This window comes from Micromonospora sp. NPDC049114, assembly GCF_040648635.1.
GTDB lineage: Bacteria > Actinomycetota > Actinomycetes > Mycobacteriales > Micromonosporaceae > Micromonospora.
In genome coordinates this window covers 744,349-760,688 of record NZ_JBEZEA010000002.1, presented here as the reverse complement: position 1 = coordinate 760,688, position 16,340 = coordinate 744,349, and the positions used below count along the sequence as shown (strand labels likewise).

At 70.8% G+C, this 16,340-nt stretch carries 15 protein-coding genes; 9 read left to right on the top strand and 6 right to left on the bottom strand.

Annotated features, from left to right (window positions below; translation table 11 throughout):
* Positions 1–160 precede the first annotated feature (160 nt).
* A complete protein-coding gene (locus tag AB0B39_RS10985) occupies positions 161–1,036 on the bottom strand; it encodes a CDP-diacylglycerol diphosphatase (RefSeq protein WP_357574182.1) in 876 nt (291 codons plus the stop codon).
* A gap of 277 nt (positions 1,037–1,313) precedes the next feature.
* On the opposite strand from AB0B39_RS10985, the gene AB0B39_RS10980 reads away from it, so the two are divergent.
* The 5 genes from AB0B39_RS10980 (at position 1,314) to AB0B39_RS10960 (ending at position 5,574) form a co-directional block, all read left to right on the top strand.
* Positions 1,314–1,463: a hypothetical protein gene (locus tag AB0B39_RS10980; RefSeq protein ID WP_357574181.1), complete on the top strand. Its 150-nt coding sequence runs from the start codon at positions 1,314–1,316 to the stop codon at positions 1,461–1,463.
* A gap of 80 nt (positions 1,464–1,543) precedes the next feature.
* On the top strand, positions 1,544–3,112 hold the full coding sequence (locus AB0B39_RS10975) for a pectate lyase (protein WP_357574180.1): 1,569 nt from the start codon (positions 1,544–1,546) through the stop codon (positions 3,110–3,112).
* A gap of 124 nt (positions 3,113–3,236) precedes the next feature.
* Positions 3,237–3,926 carry a TMEM175 family protein gene (locus AB0B39_RS10970; RefSeq protein WP_357574179.1) on the top strand — a complete coding sequence of 230 codons (690 nt, stop codon included), beginning with the start codon at positions 3,237–3,239 and terminating at the stop codon, positions 3,924–3,926.
* A 91-nt stretch (positions 3,927–4,017) separates the two neighbouring features.
* Positions 4,018–4,776 carry a GNAT family N-acetyltransferase gene (locus AB0B39_RS10965; protein ID WP_357574178.1) on the top strand — a complete coding sequence of 253 codons (759 nt, stop codon included), beginning with the start codon at positions 4,018–4,020 and terminating at the stop codon, positions 4,774–4,776.
* 135 nt (positions 4,777–4,911) lie between these two features.
* Complete coding sequence (locus tag AB0B39_RS10960) at positions 4,912–5,574, top strand: tetratricopeptide repeat protein (protein WP_357492754.1); 663 nt, start codon at positions 4,912–4,914, stop codon at positions 5,572–5,574.
* Between the two features lie 13 nt (positions 5,575–5,587).
* Here AB0B39_RS10960 and AB0B39_RS10955 read toward each other — a convergent pair whose 3' ends face one another.
* The 3 genes from AB0B39_RS10955 to AB0B39_RS10945 are packed head-to-tail and all read right to left on the bottom strand — an operon-like array spanning position 5,588 to position 8,435.
* Positions 5,588–6,331: an NADPH-dependent F420 reductase gene (locus tag AB0B39_RS10955; RefSeq protein ID WP_357574177.1), complete on the bottom strand. Its 744-nt coding sequence runs from the start codon at positions 6,329–6,331 to the stop codon at positions 5,588–5,590.
* Between the two features lie 30 nt (positions 6,332–6,361).
* On the bottom strand, positions 6,362–7,393 hold the full coding sequence (locus tag AB0B39_RS10950) for an LLM class flavin-dependent oxidoreductase (RefSeq protein WP_357574176.1): 1,032 nt from the start codon (positions 7,391–7,393) through the stop codon (positions 6,362–6,364).
* Complete coding sequence (locus AB0B39_RS10945; RefSeq protein WP_357574175.1) at positions 7,386–8,435, bottom strand: LLM class flavin-dependent oxidoreductase; 1,050 nt, start codon at positions 8,433–8,435, stop codon at positions 7,386–7,388. Before AB0B39_RS10945 ends, AB0B39_RS10950 begins: the two co-directional genes overlap by 8 nt.
* Before the next feature lie 111 nt (positions 8,436–8,546).
* Here AB0B39_RS10945 and AB0B39_RS10940 point away from each other — a divergent pair, with 111 nt between their 5' ends.
* The 4 genes from AB0B39_RS10940 (at position 8,547) to AB0B39_RS10925 (ending at position 14,427) form a co-directional block, all read left to right on the top strand.
* Positions 8,547–9,047: a MarR family transcriptional regulator gene (locus tag AB0B39_RS10940; RefSeq protein WP_357574174.1), complete on the top strand. Its 501-nt coding sequence runs from the start codon at positions 8,547–8,549 to the stop codon at positions 9,045–9,047.
* 86 nt (positions 9,048–9,133) lie between these two features.
* Positions 9,134–10,324: an MFS transporter gene (locus AB0B39_RS10935; protein ID WP_357492744.1), complete on the top strand. Its 1,191-nt coding sequence runs from the start codon at positions 9,134–9,136 to the stop codon at positions 10,322–10,324.
* A gap of 87 nt (positions 10,325–10,411) precedes the next feature.
* Entirely contained in the window at positions 10,412–11,035 is a 624-nt protein-coding gene (locus AB0B39_RS10930) for a VOC family protein (protein WP_357574173.1), read from the top strand.
* Between the two features lie 395 nt (positions 11,036–11,430).
* Complete coding sequence (locus AB0B39_RS10925) at positions 11,431–14,427, top strand: glycoside hydrolase family 95 protein (RefSeq protein ID WP_357492740.1); 2,997 nt, start codon at positions 11,431–11,433, stop codon at positions 14,425–14,427.
* Between the two features lie 35 nt (positions 14,428–14,462).
* Here the strand turns inward: AB0B39_RS10925 and AB0B39_RS10920 are convergent, their stop codons facing one another.
* Positions 14,463–15,125 carry a response regulator transcription factor gene (locus AB0B39_RS10920; RefSeq protein WP_234581198.1) on the bottom strand — a complete coding sequence of 221 codons (663 nt, stop codon included), beginning with the start codon at positions 15,123–15,125 and terminating at the stop codon, positions 14,463–14,465.
* Positions 15,122–16,249, bottom strand: a complete 1,128-nt coding sequence (locus tag AB0B39_RS10915; protein WP_357492736.1) for a sensor histidine kinase — start codon at positions 16,247–16,249, stop codon at positions 15,122–15,124. The genes AB0B39_RS10920 and AB0B39_RS10915 overlap by 4 nt, the downstream gene beginning before the upstream one ends.
* Between the last annotated feature and the right edge of the window lie 91 nt (positions 16,250–16,340).

Below are 16,340 nucleotides of genomic sequence, written 5' to 3'. Positions count from 1 at the left end.
GTCCAGCGGGACTGTGGCACCCTCCTCCGTCGGCCGGTTCCTGGAGCGGGCCGGCCTCGCTGCTCATTCGCGGGCTCGCGGGTGAGTGCCGCACAGCGAGCGTACGAAACAGTTTCTTGTTGCCAGGAATTTATTTCGTCAAGTGGTGCCTGTCAATGCGTCAGGCGTACGCGAGCAGGAAGTCGACGGTCCCGGTGCCGCCGGGCTGGCCGGGGGCGACGGGCAGGCCGGGTTCGCTGTTCAGGACGTAGAAACCGCCGCTGCCGATCAGCCGGGGCGTCACGGCCATCATCTGCGCCGCCATTGTCGCTCCGGTCGGCCGCACCACGCTGTCGAGCAGGAGCCGGAAGAGGTTCGCGTTCAGGTTCGCGACGTGGAGCACCCGGTACGAGCGGGGAGCGGCAGCGCCGGTGCTCGTCAGGCCCCAGATCGGCACGATCTGGTTGCGCCACCGCGACGGGTCGTTCGTGATCGTGCTGTCGTGGGTGTTCAGCTGGGTCTGGATGCCCGAGTGGATCCCGGCCAGGTGGATGTGCAGCTGGTCCTGCGTACGGATCGTCGGGTCGGCCGAGTTGATGCCCAGCCCGAGGTGGGGATAGACGACGTGTCCCGGCTGGCCCGGCTGGGCGTTGTCCCACGCGTCGAGCCAGTAGTTCGGTGCGCTGGCGGTGGTGATGAACGGGCACTCGATGCCGCGGATCCGACAACTGGGGACCAGCAGGAAGTCGTGGTTCGACCCGGATCCTCCATTGAGGATCACGTAGGTGGGGGTGGTGCTCAGGCACTGGGGGAACGGAGGGCCGGTCCTGGTGCCCTCGCAGACCTGCACCCGGTCCCAGAGGTCGAACCTGCCTCCGGTGTCGCCGGGGTAGCCACAGAGGGGTGAGGGCGTGGGGCAGGGGGCGCCACCGGGCTCCGGCGGGGACGGTTCGGGGCCCTGGCCCCCGTCGGCCAGCGCCCGGTCCGCGCCGATGATGCCCAGGAGTCCCGTGGCGCCGGCCGTCCCGGAGATCCGGACGAACTGACGCCTGGCCATACCACCCATCTTCATCCTCCGTGGCTGCTCAGAACGGGTGCCGTCAGGTGTCATCGCGCCGCGGATCGGTGTCGACGACCGGCCGATGTGAGTCATGAACGTGTTGAGATTAGGACGAACCGGTCAATGAGCCGGGGGGCGGCACGGCTGGTCCCCTGATCGTGTCGGGCTGCGCCGGGGCGCTGACCCGGGCTGGCCCGACAAGCGTCTGCAAAAAACCTGCAAACGCTAACCCTTGCCCAGAGGGAAACCGCTTTCCTACGATTGCGTTACATCGATGTTTCATCTCGAACTGGGCGGGCGCGCATCGGGATGCGCTTCCGGCGACGTGCCGTTTGGCCAGCGGCTTCGCCGCGCACGCCAGGGCGATGACATTCTCGGCGACGAGCAAACAATTGATTGCCGTCAATGCACAGTGATCGACTGAAATCGCGTACCCGTGGAGGGTCGACGCGTCGATCGCCGCTGCCGTCGGCACATCGAGACGAATGACGAAGGAGGCGCGACATGAGACGACCAGTCGCACTGCGACTTCAGGCGGCGCTGGCCACGGCCGCTGTCGGGATCGCGGTCGGAGGAACACTGTCCATCCCGCACGCGTCGGCGGCGGTCGGCACCGCCACCGGCTACGCCACCCAGAACGGCGGGACCACCGGCGGCGCGGGCGGGCAGACGGTACGGGCCAGCACGGGCACCGCGATCCACGCGGCGCTGTGCGGGCGAGCCAGCAGCAGCACCCCGATCACCATCGAGGTGACGGGGACGATCAACCACGGCAACACCAGCAAGGTGTCGGGTTCGAGCTGTAACACCGCCGACGGCGTGATCGAGCTCAAGCAGATCAGCAACGTCACCATCATCGGGGTCGGCAGCGGCGCGATCTTCGATCAGTTGGGCATCCACATCCGTGACTCCAGCAACATCATCATCCAGAACGTGACAGTCCGGAACGTCAAGAAGTCGGGTTCGCCCACGTCCAACGGCGGAGACGCCATCGGCATGGAGAGCACGGTCCGCAACGTCTGGGTCGATCACGTCACCCTGGAGGCGTCCGGCGGGGAGTCCGAGGGCTATGACGGCCTGTTCGACATGAAGGACAACACCCAGTACGTGACCCTGTCGTACAGCATCCTGCGCAACTCCGGTCGTGGTGGCCTCATCGGCTCCAGCGAGAGCGACCTCTCGAACGGCTTCATCACGTTCCACCACAACCTGTACGAGAACATCGACTCCCGTACGCCGTTGCTGCGCGGCGGCATCGCGCACATCTACAACAACCACTACGTGAGCCTCCACGAGTCCGGCATCAACTCCCGGGCCGGCGCGCGGGCCAAGGTGGAGAACAACTACTTCCGCAACTCGAAGGACGTCCTGGGCACCTTCTACACCAACGAGCGCGGCTACTGGCAGGTCAGCGGCAACACGTTCGACAACGTCACCTGGTCCAGCGCCGGCAGCGAGAACTACCCCGCCGGCCCCAACCCGACGTCCAACACCACAGTCAGCATCCCGTACGCGTACCGCCTCGACGGCGCGAGCTGCGTACCGGATGTCGTCCGGCAGACGGCCGGCGCCAACACGGGCCTGCGGGTCTCCGACGGGAGCTGCTCGCCGCAGACGCCGCCGCCGACCACGGCTGCGCCGACCACCGCGCCGCCGACCACCGCGCCACCGACCACCGCGCCACCGGCGACGACGCCCCCGCCCAGCGGGACCAACCTCAGCCTGGGTGCCGGTGCCGACGGTTCCAGCAAGGCCAGCGGCACCAGTTACGGCAACGTGCGCGACGGCGACATCGGCACCTACTGGTCGCCGGCCGGATCGACCGGCTCCATCTCGATCAAGTGGGGATCGGCCACCCGGGTGTCCCGGGTGATCATTCGGGAGCCCTCCGGGACCCAGGGCTCCATCGGTTCCTGGCAGCTCGTCAACCACGACACGGGCGCGGTCCTGGCCTCCGGTAGCGGTGCGGGCGTGATCACGTTCTCCGCGACGGCACTGAGCAAGATCACCTTTAAGATCAACAGCTCGAGTGGTGTGCCGCGGGTCGGCGAGTTCGAGACGTACGCCAGCTAGCCATCGGGTGGGCGGGGACGGTCCGGCCGCTCCCGCCCACCCGTGGTCCACGAAGGACGAGGCCGGCCCGCGCCGCCCCGACGATAACCCTCGGTGGCCGATCAGTGACTGCTAGCATGCGGCAATGTCCGCAGCTCAACGGGGGATTCAGGCAGGCGACAGTGGTCCCGCGGTGACCGACGCGGGCCGTCTGGCAGCGTTCAGCGACGCCGTGTTCGCCATCGTCATCACCCTGCTGGTGCTGGATCTGCGGGTGCCGGACTTCCACGAGGGTGGACTGGCCGAGGGTCTGCTCGGGGAGGGACCGTCGTATCTGGCCTTCGTCGTGTCGTTCATCTATGTCGGTGTTCTCTGGCTGAATCATCACGCGGTGCTCCAGATGGTCCGGGGCACCACCCCCGCCTTCAGCTCGATCAACCTCGGCATCCTCTTCGGCGTGGTGATCATCCCGTTTCCCACAGCCGTCCTGGCGTCGGCGCTGGCCGACGGCAACACCGACGATCTGCGCGTGGCGGTCGTCCTGTACGCGTTCGCCGCATCACTGATGTCGGCGCCCTGGTGGGTGCTCTTCGCCTATGTGCGCCGCCACCCGGCCCTGCGCGCCGACACCGTCGACCAGGAGCAGGTCCGGGTGCAGGAGGCCCGCCCGATCGTCGGCCTGGTCCTCTACGGCCTGACCGGGGTGCTCGGCTGGTTGGTGACCCCGTTGCTCGGCCTGATCGGTGTGGTCGTGATGATCATCTTCCATGGCGCCACCAGTCAGGGCCTGCGGCACGGGCTGCGGCGGCGCAGGCGCGGCGCCCCCCGGAGCTGACCCACCCGCCGTCCCACCGGACCTCGATTCGCGCAGGTCACACCGCTGCGGCTATCTTTCTGCCTTCGTGGAGACCGTCTGGGGGAGGGCCATGAACACCATCGCCGATCGGATGGCCGCGGCGTACGACGATGCCATCGAGGATCTGTGCGGGGCGACTCCGAAGGGGTGGTACGCGAAGCGGGGCACCGCCCGTGCGGCGGTGACCCATGCGGGAGCGCCGACGTTGAACGTGGCGTACGACCTGTCGCGGGAGCCGGACCTCGATTCGCTGGACACGATGGCGACCGAGGTGGCCCGGCAGATCGAGACCTGGTCGATAATGGTCCGGGAAGACGCCGACGGCGCGGTGGCTGATCTCGCCGGCCGTCACGGGCTCTCCGAGCGCAGCGAGCTGCCGCTGCTGGCCTGCACGGCGGGCGAGCTGGTCTACCGGGCTGACGAGGCGCAGCGCGAGCGCGTGCGCCGGGTCGGCGCGGCGGACAGCGATCGGTACACGGACGTCCTCACCAGGGGGTTCGACGCCCCGGACGGTCTGTTCGGGTCGCTGATGGGCGGCGCCGTGCTCGACGCCGAACGGATCGACGGCTACCTGTACGAGGAGGCCGGCGAGACCCTCGGCACGGGTCTCGGGATGCGCACCCGAGGGGTGGTCGGCGTGTTCAACATCGCCGTCGTCCCGGGCGCGCGCGGTCGTGGCCTGGGTCGGGCGATCACCGAGACGGTGCTGCGCGACGGCGTGGCGACCGGCGCGGACGCGGCGTACCTGCAGAGCAGCGCGCTCGGCCGGCCACTGTACGAGTCGATGGGCTTTCGCCTCCTGGAAAACTGGACCGCCTTTCATGCGTGACCAGCTGACGAGACGGCCGGCACCGCGGAGCGGGCGACGCCACCCTGCGCGAGCAACGAGGGGACATCAACCGTGAGTTTCAGTGACGACGTCCGCTCGGCCTTTCGGCGGGGGGAGACCGACGAAGTCGTGCGGATGAGTACGGCCGAGATCGAGCGGGCCCGGACCGTCGGCGACGCGGCGGGCGAGGTGGAGGCCCGGTACAGCCTCGCGCGGGTGGCGATTCGCGGCGGCGACCTGACGCTCGGGGAGGCGCGGGCGCGTCAGGCGCTCGACGTCGCGGTGCGCTCCGGCGATCGCGCGTTGGAGGAGCGGCCGAGGCACGTGCTGGCCGCGGTGGCGCGGATGGCCGGTGACCTGACCCGGGCACGGGATCTGTACCGGGAGAGCATCGCGCTGAACGAGGCGCTGGGGCGGCCGGAGACCGTCAACTCCGAGACGCACAACCTGGCCTTCTGCGAGCTGGGCCTGGGCAATCTCGCCGAGGCGAGGAGGCTGTTCACCCTCAGCCGTACCCGGGTGTTCCGGCACGGCTGGGACGAGTTCGTGCCGTACGTCTGCGTGGCGGGCGCGGCGCTCGCGTCCGCCGAGGGCGACCACCCGCGAGCGGCGCTCATGGTCGGCCTCGCGGACGCGGCGTTCGCGGCCCTCGGCCAGGTGCCGGATCCGGACGACGCGGCCGACCTCGCCGCCGTGCGGGACGCCGCGATCGAGGCGCTCGGCCCCGACGCCTACGCCGCCGCGCAGGAGCGGGGTCGGCACCTCGACCCGCGTACGGCGTTCGACGACGACCTCTGAGAGGGACGGGCGGTCAGGCGGGCGCCTCGGGGGCCGACCGGGCATCGTCACCGTCGCCCGTGCGGGCCCGCGCGGCGGCGACTGCCCGGCCGCGCTCCGACCCCGGAAAGCGGCCGAGCATCGCGCGCACCTCGTCGGCGCTCACGTTGGCGCCGAACAACTCGCTGCCCGGCTCGAGTCGTACCCCCTCGGCGAGGGGGCCAGCGACGACCGGGTCGAAGCCGAGATCGTCCACGAGGGACGCGACAGTGGCGAGGTCGGCCTCGTCGTCACCGGCGATCGCGATGGCCTTGCGGCCCGCCGTGCCCGTCGACCGCGCCTCGTCCTCAAGGTCGTGGTAGCCCATGTGGTTGAACGCCTTGACCACCCGCGCGTCGGCCAGGAACGCCTGGACGATCTCACTGGACGAGGTGCGCGGGTCGGTCAGGTCGTCGCGGATGCCGTCCACCTCCCACCAGTAGTTCATCGCGTCGACGACGAGCTTGCCGCGCAGCGCCTCGGCGGGCAGCGCACGGTACTTGCCCAGGGGCAGGGCGAGGATGACGATGTCGGCACCGGCCACGGCGTCGACGGCGGTGGTGGCCACCGCCCCGGGCGTGAGCACCTCGATGGTCAGGGCGATCTTCGCCGGGTCGCCGGAGCCGGCGACGAGCACCCGGTAGCCGGCGGCGAGCGCGAGCCGGGCGAGGACGGTGCCCACCTTGCCGGCACCGAGCACGGCGAGGGTCCGGGGTCGGTCGTGACCGTTGTCGAACATGTCGTCCTTCCAGAGGGGTCGGCCGGTGGGTCAGCTGGCCAGGATGTCGCGGACCATGGGGATCACCCGCGAGCCGTACAGCTCCACGGCGCGCATCCGGGCGCTCACGGGCTGCGCTCCGGCGGTGTAGATGAGGTCGAACCGGCCGACACCCAGACTGCGGATGGCACCGGCCATCCGGCGGGCCACCGTCTCGGGCGAGCCGATGTAGAGCGAGCCGTGCTCGACCTCGGCGTCGAACTCCGTACGGCGGATCGGTGGCCAGCCGCGCAGCGCGCCGATCCGGTCCCGCATGACCCGGTAGTGCGGCCAGAACAGCTCCTTGGCCTCCTCGTCGGTGTCGGCGATGAAGCCGGGCGAGTGCATCCCGACCGGGTGCGCGGTGGTGCCGAGCTGGTCGGCCGCCCGGCGGTAGAGGTCGATGTAGGGGGCGAAACGGTCGGGAGCGCCGCCGATGATGGCGAGCATGAGCGGCAGGCCGTACCGGGCCGTCCGCACCACCGACTGGGGTGAGCCGCCCACGCCCACCCAGGTGGTGAGGTGCCCCGACTCCGTCTTGGGGAAGACGTCGGCGTCCGTGAGCGGGGCGCGCGTGGTGCCGCTCCAGGTGACCGGCTGCTCGTCGAGCAGCTTCGCGAACAGCTCGATCCGCTCCTCGAACAGCACGTCGTAGTCGGCCAGGTCGTAGCCGAACAGGGGGAAGGACTCGGTGAACGAGCCCCGGCCGAGGATGACCTCGGCCCGGCCGTGCGACAGCGCGTCGACAGTGGCGAAACGCTGGAACACCCGGACCGGGTCGTCGGAGCTCAGCACCGTGACACCGGAGGAGAGTCGAATCCGCGAGGTGCGGGTGGCGATGCCCGCCAGCACCGTCTCCGGCGTCGACACCGAGTACTCCGGACGGTGGTGCTCGCCGAGGGCGATCACGTCGACGCCGAGGTCGTCGGCCAGCACCGCCTCGTCGACCACCTGGCGGATCGCGGCGGCGTGCGACACGGGCTTGCCGAAGTCGTCCTCCGGTACGTCACCGAAGGTGTCGAGGCCGAACACGAGGTCAGACATTGGTGGGCTCCTTCGCCAACAGCTCCCGGACCCGCGGCGCGACCTCGCTGCCCAGCAGCTCGATGGTGCGCGCCCGTGCCTCGCGAGGCAGGTGCATGATGTCGTACTTCAGGTCGAACCGATTCAGCCGCAGGTCGCGGGCCATCGTGGCGATCTTGCGGGCGACCGTCCCCGGCGAGCCGACGAACAACGCCCCGTGGTCGATCTCGGCCTCGTAGCGGGCGCGGTCCGGTTTGTAGAAGCCGCGCTCCTCGGCGAGCCGCGCCACGGTCGGCTGCCAGTACCGCCACCAGGTCTCCACCGCCTCCTCGTCGGTGTCCGCGACAAGGCCGAGCGAGTGCTGCCCGACCGGTTGCTCCGGCTGCCCGAACTGTGCGAGCGCCTGGTGGTAGAGGTCGACATGGCCGGCGAACCGCTGGGGACGCCCACCGATGATCGCCAGCATGAGGGGAAGCCCGTGACGGGCGGCGCGGACCACCGAGTTGGGGCTTCCTCCGACGCCGATCCAGGTCGGGATGCCGCCCGGCCGCATCCGTGGGTGCAGCCGCTGGGCGACCAGGGGAGTGCGTACCGTCCCGGACCAGGTGACCGTTTCGTCGCGCTGAAGCCGTAGGAATAGGTCCAGCTTCTCCTCGAACAACCGCTCGTAGTCGGCCAGGTCGTAGCCGAACAGCGGGAACGACTCGGTCGCCGATGCCCGCCCGAGGACCAGTTGGGCGCGGCCGTCGCTCACCGCGTCGAGGGTGGCGAACTCGTGGTAGAGCCGTACCGGATCGTTCGTGCTGAGGACCGTGACCGAGGTGCCGAGGCGGATCCGCTCGGTAGCCGTCGCGATCCCCGCGAGCAGGACGGGTGTGGCCGAGTCGTTGTGGCCCTCCCGGTAGTGCTCGCCGAGGCTGAACACGTCGAGCCCGACCGACTCCGCGAGCCGGGCCTCGTCCACGAGCAGTCGTACGGTCTCGGCGTCGCTCAGCGTCCGGTCGCCGTCGGTGGCCACCTCGCCGAACGAGTTGAGCCCCAGCTCGAAGCCTTTCGCCGTCATGTCTCCTCCTCGGCGATCCTCGCCGTCGACCGCGGGGAAGTGATCTTCCCCTGTTGACGTGTCAATGATGCTAACCTGCTGATTGACGCGTCAATTCCCCGGGAGAGACACATGGTGAGCGCCACACCCGAGCGGCGGAGGGGCCGCCAGCTGCCGACCGCGGAGGAGCTGCGGATCTGGCGGGACTTCGTCGAGACGACGGAGAGGCTCACCTCCCGGGTCGGGTCACGTCTCCAGGTCGACACTTCCCTCTCCTCGGGGGACTACGCCGTCCTGCTCGCCCTCACCGAGGCGCCCGACGAGCGGATGCGCTCCTCCGCCCTCGCCGCACACATCGGGTGGGAGCGGAGCCGGCTCTCGCACCACCTGGGCCGGATGGAACGACGCGGGCTCATTCGGCGCGAGGAGTACGCAACCGTCCCGCGCGGGGCGCAGGTGATCCTCACGCCGGCCGGGGCCGAGGCGTTCCAGCGGGCCACCTTCGGGCACCTGCGCACCATCCGGGAGCTGTTCGTCGACGCTCTCACACCGGAGCAGCTCCGCGCGGCCGGCGACATCGCGGCGGCGCTGCGCGAGCACCTCCGGCCGCGGCCCGAGGAGCGCGAGGAGTAGGCCGGGCCGCATGCGACGCGGCAGACCGGGTACGCCGCTGCGGCCGTCAAGCCCGACGCGCGCCGCGCAGCACGAGGAGTACCGACATGTCGATCGCGGGGCGGGCACGACTCGCGCCGAACGTCTCGCTGGTGCTGCTGGCGTCGATCCTCGTGTCGTTCCTGGCCGCCTCGGCGGCGCCGACCCCGCTCTACGGGATCTACCAGGAGCGCTGGCACTTCTCGCCGGTCACGACCACCGCGGTGTTCGCGGTCTACGCGCTCGCGGTGCTGGCGTCGCTGCTCATCTTCGGCAAGCTCTCCGACCACGTGGGCCGGCGTCCCGTCCTGGCCGTCGCGATCGCCGTGCAGATCCTCTCGCTGCTGGTCTTCATCATCGCCAACGGCGTGCCCGCCCTGGTGGTCGCCCGCCTCGTGCAGGGGCTCGCGGCGGGTGCCGCCACGGGGGCGGTCGGCGCGGCGATGCTGGACATCAACCGTGTGCGCGGGACGCTCGCGAACTCGATCGCGCCCGGTCTCGGCACCGGCAGTGGCGCTCTGCTCTCGGCGCTGCTCATCCGCTACCTGCCCGCGCCGACCCGGCTGGTGTACGTCGTCCTCGTTGCGGTCCTGCTGATCCAGGCCGTCGGGGTCGCCCTGATGCCGGAGACCGTCACACCGATGCCGGGTGCTCGGCGCAGTCTGCGACCCGAGATCAGGCTGCCGCGCCCCGTACGCGGGCCGGTGCTGGTCGTCGCTCCGGTGCTGTTCGCGGTCTGGGCGCTGGCCGGCTTCTTCGGCGCGCTCGGCCCGGCGCTCGTCCACAGTCTGATGGAGCCGTCGATCGTGGTCGCCGGCCTGGTCCTCTTCGTCTTCGCGCTCTTCGGGTCGGTCGCCGTCCTGGTGCTGCGCAACACCGCGGCGCGGACCGTGATCCTGACCGGGATCGTCGCCCTCATCCTGGGCATGGTCGTCACGGTGCTCTCGGTCATGGCCGAGTCCGTTCCCGGGTTCTTCGTCGGCCTCGCGCTGGGCGGCGTCGGCTTCGGCGGTGGGTTCCAGGGCAGTCTCAAGACGATCATGCCGCTGGTCGAGGCGCACGAACGCGCCAGCGTCCTGTCGCTGCTCTACGTCGTCTGCTACGTCGGCTTCGGCCTTCCCACCGTGATCGCCGGCTTCCTCGTCGTCTACGCCGGCGGTCTGCCGCAGACGGCCGACGAGTACTCGGTCGCCGTCATCCTCCTCGCCCTCGTCGCCCTGCTCGGGGTGCGCAGAGCGGCACGGGTGGCACCCGGCTGATGCGGGAAACGCCGCAACCGCCGCCGGCACAGGACGTAGCGTGGTGATCGCCGACGGCGGTGCCCGCACGCGATCCAGGAGGCCGAGATGAGCCCGAAGGCTGGCGACGCGAGCGCCGCGTCGAATGTCGCAGGCCTCGACGTCAAGGTCGAGGTGATCGTCATCGGAGTCTCGGACGCCGACCGCGCGAAGCGGTTCTACCAGGGCCTCGGGTGGCGACTCGACCAGACGCCGCCGGGCATCGTCCAGTTCACGCCGCACGGCTCCGCGTGCTCGGTGCAGTTCGGCGCTCAGCTCACGTCGGCGACGCCGGGTTCGGCGACGGCGTACCTGGTCGTGTCGGACATCGAGGCGGCCCGCGACGCGCTCGCCTCGGCCGGTGTCGACGTGGGCGGCGTCTTCCACGTGACGCCGGACGGGCCGGCCGACGGCCCGGACCCCGAGCGGCGCAGCTACGTCTCGCGTGCCACGTTCCGCGACCCGGACGGCAACACCTGGCTGATGCAGGAGATCACGAACCGGCTGCCGGGGCGCGTCGAGGGCGACCTGACGTCGTACGGGTCCGCGAGCGAGTTGGCGAGCGCGCTGCGGCGCGCGGCCGCCGCCCACGGCGAGCACGAGAAGCGCACCGGCGAGTGGGACGACAACTGGCCCGACTGGTACGCGACGTACATGGTGAGCGAGCAGTCGGGGGCCACGCCGCCCGAGTGAGCGGTGCCGGCGCACCACCCCACCGTCCGCCGGATCCGGCGCGGCGGTGCTGTTGCGTGCCCACCTCCACCGGCCGTCGACAAGAATCATCAGATGTATTGGCGAGTCGTGTGGACGGCACGTGTGTCCACCGTGGCCGCCTGCCCCCGCCACCGTTCCGGGCGAGTCCGAACTCTCCTGATTAGGGTCGGGTCGCCGCCCGTGATCCTCCGGGCTATCGACCGTTGCCTATTGCGTGACACCGGAGTAATCTTCCCGAAACACATCGGACGTTTGACCGTCCGAGGGTCTGCCGACGGCCTGCGCAGCGAGGCCGGTGCCACCGCGCGGATCCACTATCGGGGGTCGTCGTTGTCGCGCGTGGGTGGCCGTACCGGTCACCGTTTGGAGGATCGATGTCAGACCTGACCCGGCGGCAGGCCCTCAAGATCGGCGCGGCCGGCGCGGGTGGCGCCCTGCTCCCGCTGCCCTGGACGGCCACCGCCCAAGCTGACTCCGTCGCGCCGCCGCAGGTGCTGGCGGCCAACGACCTCGCCCTCTGGTACGACGAGGGCGCCGGCACCGACTGGCTGCGGGCCCTGCCGATCGGCAACGGCCGGCTCGGCGCGATGGTGTTCGGCAACGTCGACACCGAGCGACTCCAGCTCAACGAGGACACCGTGTGGGCCGGCGGCCCGCACGACCCCAGCAACACCCGAGGCGCCGCCGCGCTGGCGGAGATCCGGCGACTGGTCAACGCCAACCAGTGGACCCAGGCCCAGGACCTCATCAACCAGACCATGATGGGCAACCCCGGCGGGCAGTTGGCGTACCAGACCGTCGGCAACCTCCGGCTGGCCTTTGGTTCGGCAAGCGGGGCGTCCCAGCACAACCGCACGCTGGACCTCACCACCGCCACGGCCACGACGTCGTACGTCCTGGGCGGCATCCGCTACCAGCGTGAGGTCTTCGCCAGCGCGCCGGACCAGGTCATCGCGATGCGACTGACCGCCGACCGCAGCAATTCGATCAGCTTCACCGCCACCTTCGACAGCCCCCAACGTACGACGGTGTCCAGCCCGGACGGCACGACGATCGGCCTCGACGGCGTCTCCGGCAGTCAGGAGGGCGTCACCGGGCAGGTCCGCTTCCTCGCCCTGGCCAACGCCACCGTCAGCGGGGGCACCGTGTCCAGCTCCGGCGGCACCCTGCGGGTCACCAACGCGACGAGCGTGACACTGCTCATCTCGATCGGCTCCAGCTACGTCAACTACCGCAACGTCGGTGGCGACTACGGGGGCATCGCCCGCCAGCGCCTCAGCGCGGCGCGCGCCTACAGCTACGACCAGCTGCGCAGCCGGCACGTCGCCGACTACCAGTCGCTGTTCGGGCGGGTGACCCTCGACCTCGGCCGCACCTCCGCCGCCGACCAGACGACCGACGTCCGCATCGCGCAACACAACAGCGTCAACGACCCGCAGTTCTCCGCGCTGCTGTTCCAGTTCGGCAGGTACCTGCTGATCTCGTCGTCGCGGCCCGGCACCCAGCCGGCGAACCTCCAGGGCATCTGGAACGACTCGCTCACCCCCTCCTGGGACTCGAAGTACACGATCAACGCCAACCTGCCGATGAACTACTGGCCGGCCAACACGACCAACCTGGCCGAGTGCCACAACCCGGTGTTCGACATGGTCCGCGACCTGTCGGTGGCCGGCGCGCGCACCGCCCAGGTGCAGTACGGCGCCGGCGGCTGGGTCACCCACCACAACACCGACGCGTGGCGGGCGACCGCCGTCGTGGACGGCGCGTTCTGGGGCATGTGGCAGACCGGCGGCGCCTGGCTGTCCACGCTGATCTGGGACCACTACCTGTTCAACGGTGACGTCGAGTTCCTGCGGACGAACTACCCGGCCATGAAGGGCGCCGCGCAGTTCTTCCTCGACACCCTGGTGACCGAGCCGACCCTCGGCTATCTGGTGACCAACCCGTCGAACTCGCCGGAGCTGAGCCACCACGCGAACGCCAGCGTGTGCGCGGGCCCGACCATGGACAACCAGATCCTGCGCGACCTCTTCGACGGCGTCGCCCGGGCCAGCGAGATCCTCAACGTGGACAGCACCTTCCGGGCCCAGGTCCGCGCCACCCGGGACCGGCTCGCGCCGATGAAGATCGGCTCGCGGGGCAACATCATGGAGTGGCTGTACGACTGGGTGGAGACCGAGCCCAACCACCGGCACATCTCGCACCTCTACGGGCTCGCGCCCAGCAACCAGATCACCAAGCGCGGCACCCCGCAGTTGTTCGAGGCCGCCCGCCGTACGCTGGCGCTGCGCGGCGACGACGGCACCGGTTGGTCGCTGGCCTGGAAAATCAACTTCTGGGCGCGGATGGAGGAGGGCAAGCGGGCCCACGACCTGATCCGCTACCTCGCCACCACCGCCCGGCTCGCCCCCAACATGTTCGACCTGCATCCGCCCTTCCAGATCGACGGCAACTTCGGCGCCACCGCCGGCATCGCCGAGATGCTGCTCCAGAGCCACATCGGCGAGCTGCACATCCTGCCCGCGCTGCCGCCGGCCTGGCCCAGCGGCCGGGTGACCGGCCTGCGCGCCCGCGGTGGGCACACGGTCAGCATCACGTGGGCGAGCGGCGCGGCCACCGAGGTGCTGGTGCGACCGGACCGTGCCGGCACCGTCCGCCTGCGGTCGCGGTTCCTGACCGGCACCGTCAGCGTCGTCGACACCGCCGACGGGACGTCACCGCGGGTCACCCGGATCGAGTCCGACCTGGTCGAGGTGACCGTGCAGGCGGGACGCACCTACCGGGTCAGCAGCACGGGTGTCGCCACGCCGACGCTGGAGCAGAGCTTCACCAACGCCGGCATCAGCAACGACAGCAACACCAACGTCGCGAACTTCGACGGCAACGGCGCGAGTCTCTCCGCGCAGGCCCTGGCGCAGGCCGGCGCCAGCCCGGGCGGCACGGTGAGCCGCAACGGTGTGAACTTCCGCTGGCCCAACGTCAGCCCCGGTACGGCCGACAACGCCATCGCCTCGGGCCAGACCATCGGCGTCAGCGGCACCGGCAGCACGCTCGGCTTCCTCGTGACCGGCACCTACGGCGCCGTGTCGGGAACCGGCACCGTCGTGTACGCCGACGGCACCCGCCAGACGTTCACGTTGAGCACGCCCGACTGGTACGGCGGGCCGCAGTCCGGGGCGACCGCCGCGATCGTGTCCGCCTACCAGAACCGGCCCAACAACGCCCGCCAGGCCACGGCGGCCTGCATCTACTACGTGGGCGTCGCGTTGCAGAGCAAGGCGGTGACCCAGGTCGTGCTGCCCAACATCAGCGCACGGCCCGCGGCGAACGTGCCGACCATGCACGTCTTCGCCATCGCCATCGGGTCCTGACACCGGGCTCGCGCCGCGCCGCCGGGACGGCACGGTCACCGGCGGCGCGGCGTGATCAGTCCCGACTCGTACGCCCACACGACCAGCTGGGCCCGGTCACGGCAGTGCAGCTTCGTCATCGCCCGGTTCACGTGGGTCTTGGCGGTCAACGGGCTGATCACCATCCGCACGGCGATCTCGTCGTTGGTCATCCCTCGGGCGACGAGCTCGACGATCTCCTGTTCGCGGGCGGTCAGCACGTCCCGGCCCGCCCCCGGTACGGCCGGCGGTGGGCCGGCCACGAACTCGCTGATCAGCGTACGGGTCACGGTCGGGGCGAGCAGCGCGTCGCCGCGCGCCACGACGGCGACGGCCTGCAGCAGGTCGGCGGGGTCGGCGTCCTTGAGCAGGAAACCGCTGGCGCCCGCTCGCAGGGCGGCGAAGACGTAGGAGTCGAGCCCGTAGTTGGTGAGGATGAGGATCCGGATCGCGGCCAGGTCGGGATCCACGGCGATGCGTCGGGTCGCCTCGATGCCGTCGAGCCCCGGCATCTGCACGTCCATCAGTACGACGTCGGGGCGCAGGCGTCGCGCGAGGTGCACGGCCGACGTGCCGTCGGTGGCCTCGCCGACGACCTCCAGGTCGTCCTCGGCCTCCAACAGCGCCCGGAAACCGGCTCGCATCAGCGCCTGGTCGTCGGCGAGCAGGACCCGGATCATGCCGGCTCGTCCAGGGGGAACGTGGCCCGCACCGTGAACCCGTGGTCGTCGCGGGCGGCGGCCTCCAGTGTGCCGCCCAGTCCGGTGACCCGTTCCCGCATACCGCGCAGTCCCACCCCCGGTGTCGGGGGTCGTGCCGGCGACGCCCGCCCGTCGTCGGTGACCGCCACGGTCAGCCCGGCCGGGGCGTACTCGACGTGAATGTGCGCGGACGCCGGGCCGGCATGGCGGGCCACATTGGTCAGGGCCTCCTGCACGACCCGGTAGCCGGCCTGGTCGACCTCGTCGGGCAGGCTCCGGGGCCGACCGCTGACGGTGACCTGGACCGGCACGCCGACCGCCCGGGTCCGCTCGGCGAGTTCGTCCACCCGGGCCAGCCCGACCCGGTCGTCGTCGGGCGCGCGCAGGATGTCGAGGGTGGTGCGTAGTTCCCGCATCGCGGCGCCACTGGCCTCCTGGATCGCCAGCAGCGTGGCCGACGGTTCCTCGCCGTGCTTACGGGCCAGGTGCACGGCGATCCCCGCCTGCACCTTGATCACCGAGATGCTGTGGGTCAGGGAGTCGTGCAGGTCGCGGGCGATGCGCAGCCGCTCCTCCCCGGCCCGCCGCAACGCCATCTCCTCGCGGGTGCGCTCGGCCTCGATGGCCCGCTGTTCGACCTGCTCCAGGTACGCCCGGCGTTGCCGACCGACGAGCCCGGCGACGTTGGCCGCCACGAACCATCCCAGCAGCAGGGCCGTCCGCTCGACGATCAGCTGGTTGGGGCGGTCGGCGGGCGCCACCGAGAAGTCGCGGGCCAGAAAGCCACCGAGGAAGGCGAGGCTGGCCACGGCGGCGGCCGCCCGGCGACCCCGCCAGGCGGCGAGGTAGACCACACCGAGAACGGGGAACGCGGCGGACACCCCGGAATGCACCCGGACGTGCACGGCCAGCATGGCGGCGGTCACCACGCCCAGCGCGACCACCGGGTACCGCCGGCACACCGCGAGGGCCGCCGCCATGGCCAGGACCAGGGCGACGTCGAGGGCCCCGACCGTCGCGGCGTCGGGCGCGAGCGCGGCGTTGCCGAGCAGCAGGCCGCCGAGGGCGAGACCACTGAGGGCGTACGGCAGGTCGCGGCGCATGGTCGCACTGTAGAACGGCAGTCGTCCGGGGAGCATCCCGCGCACGCGGTAGATCAGCCGTACCACGGACGCGGTATCGCGCCGGAGCAAG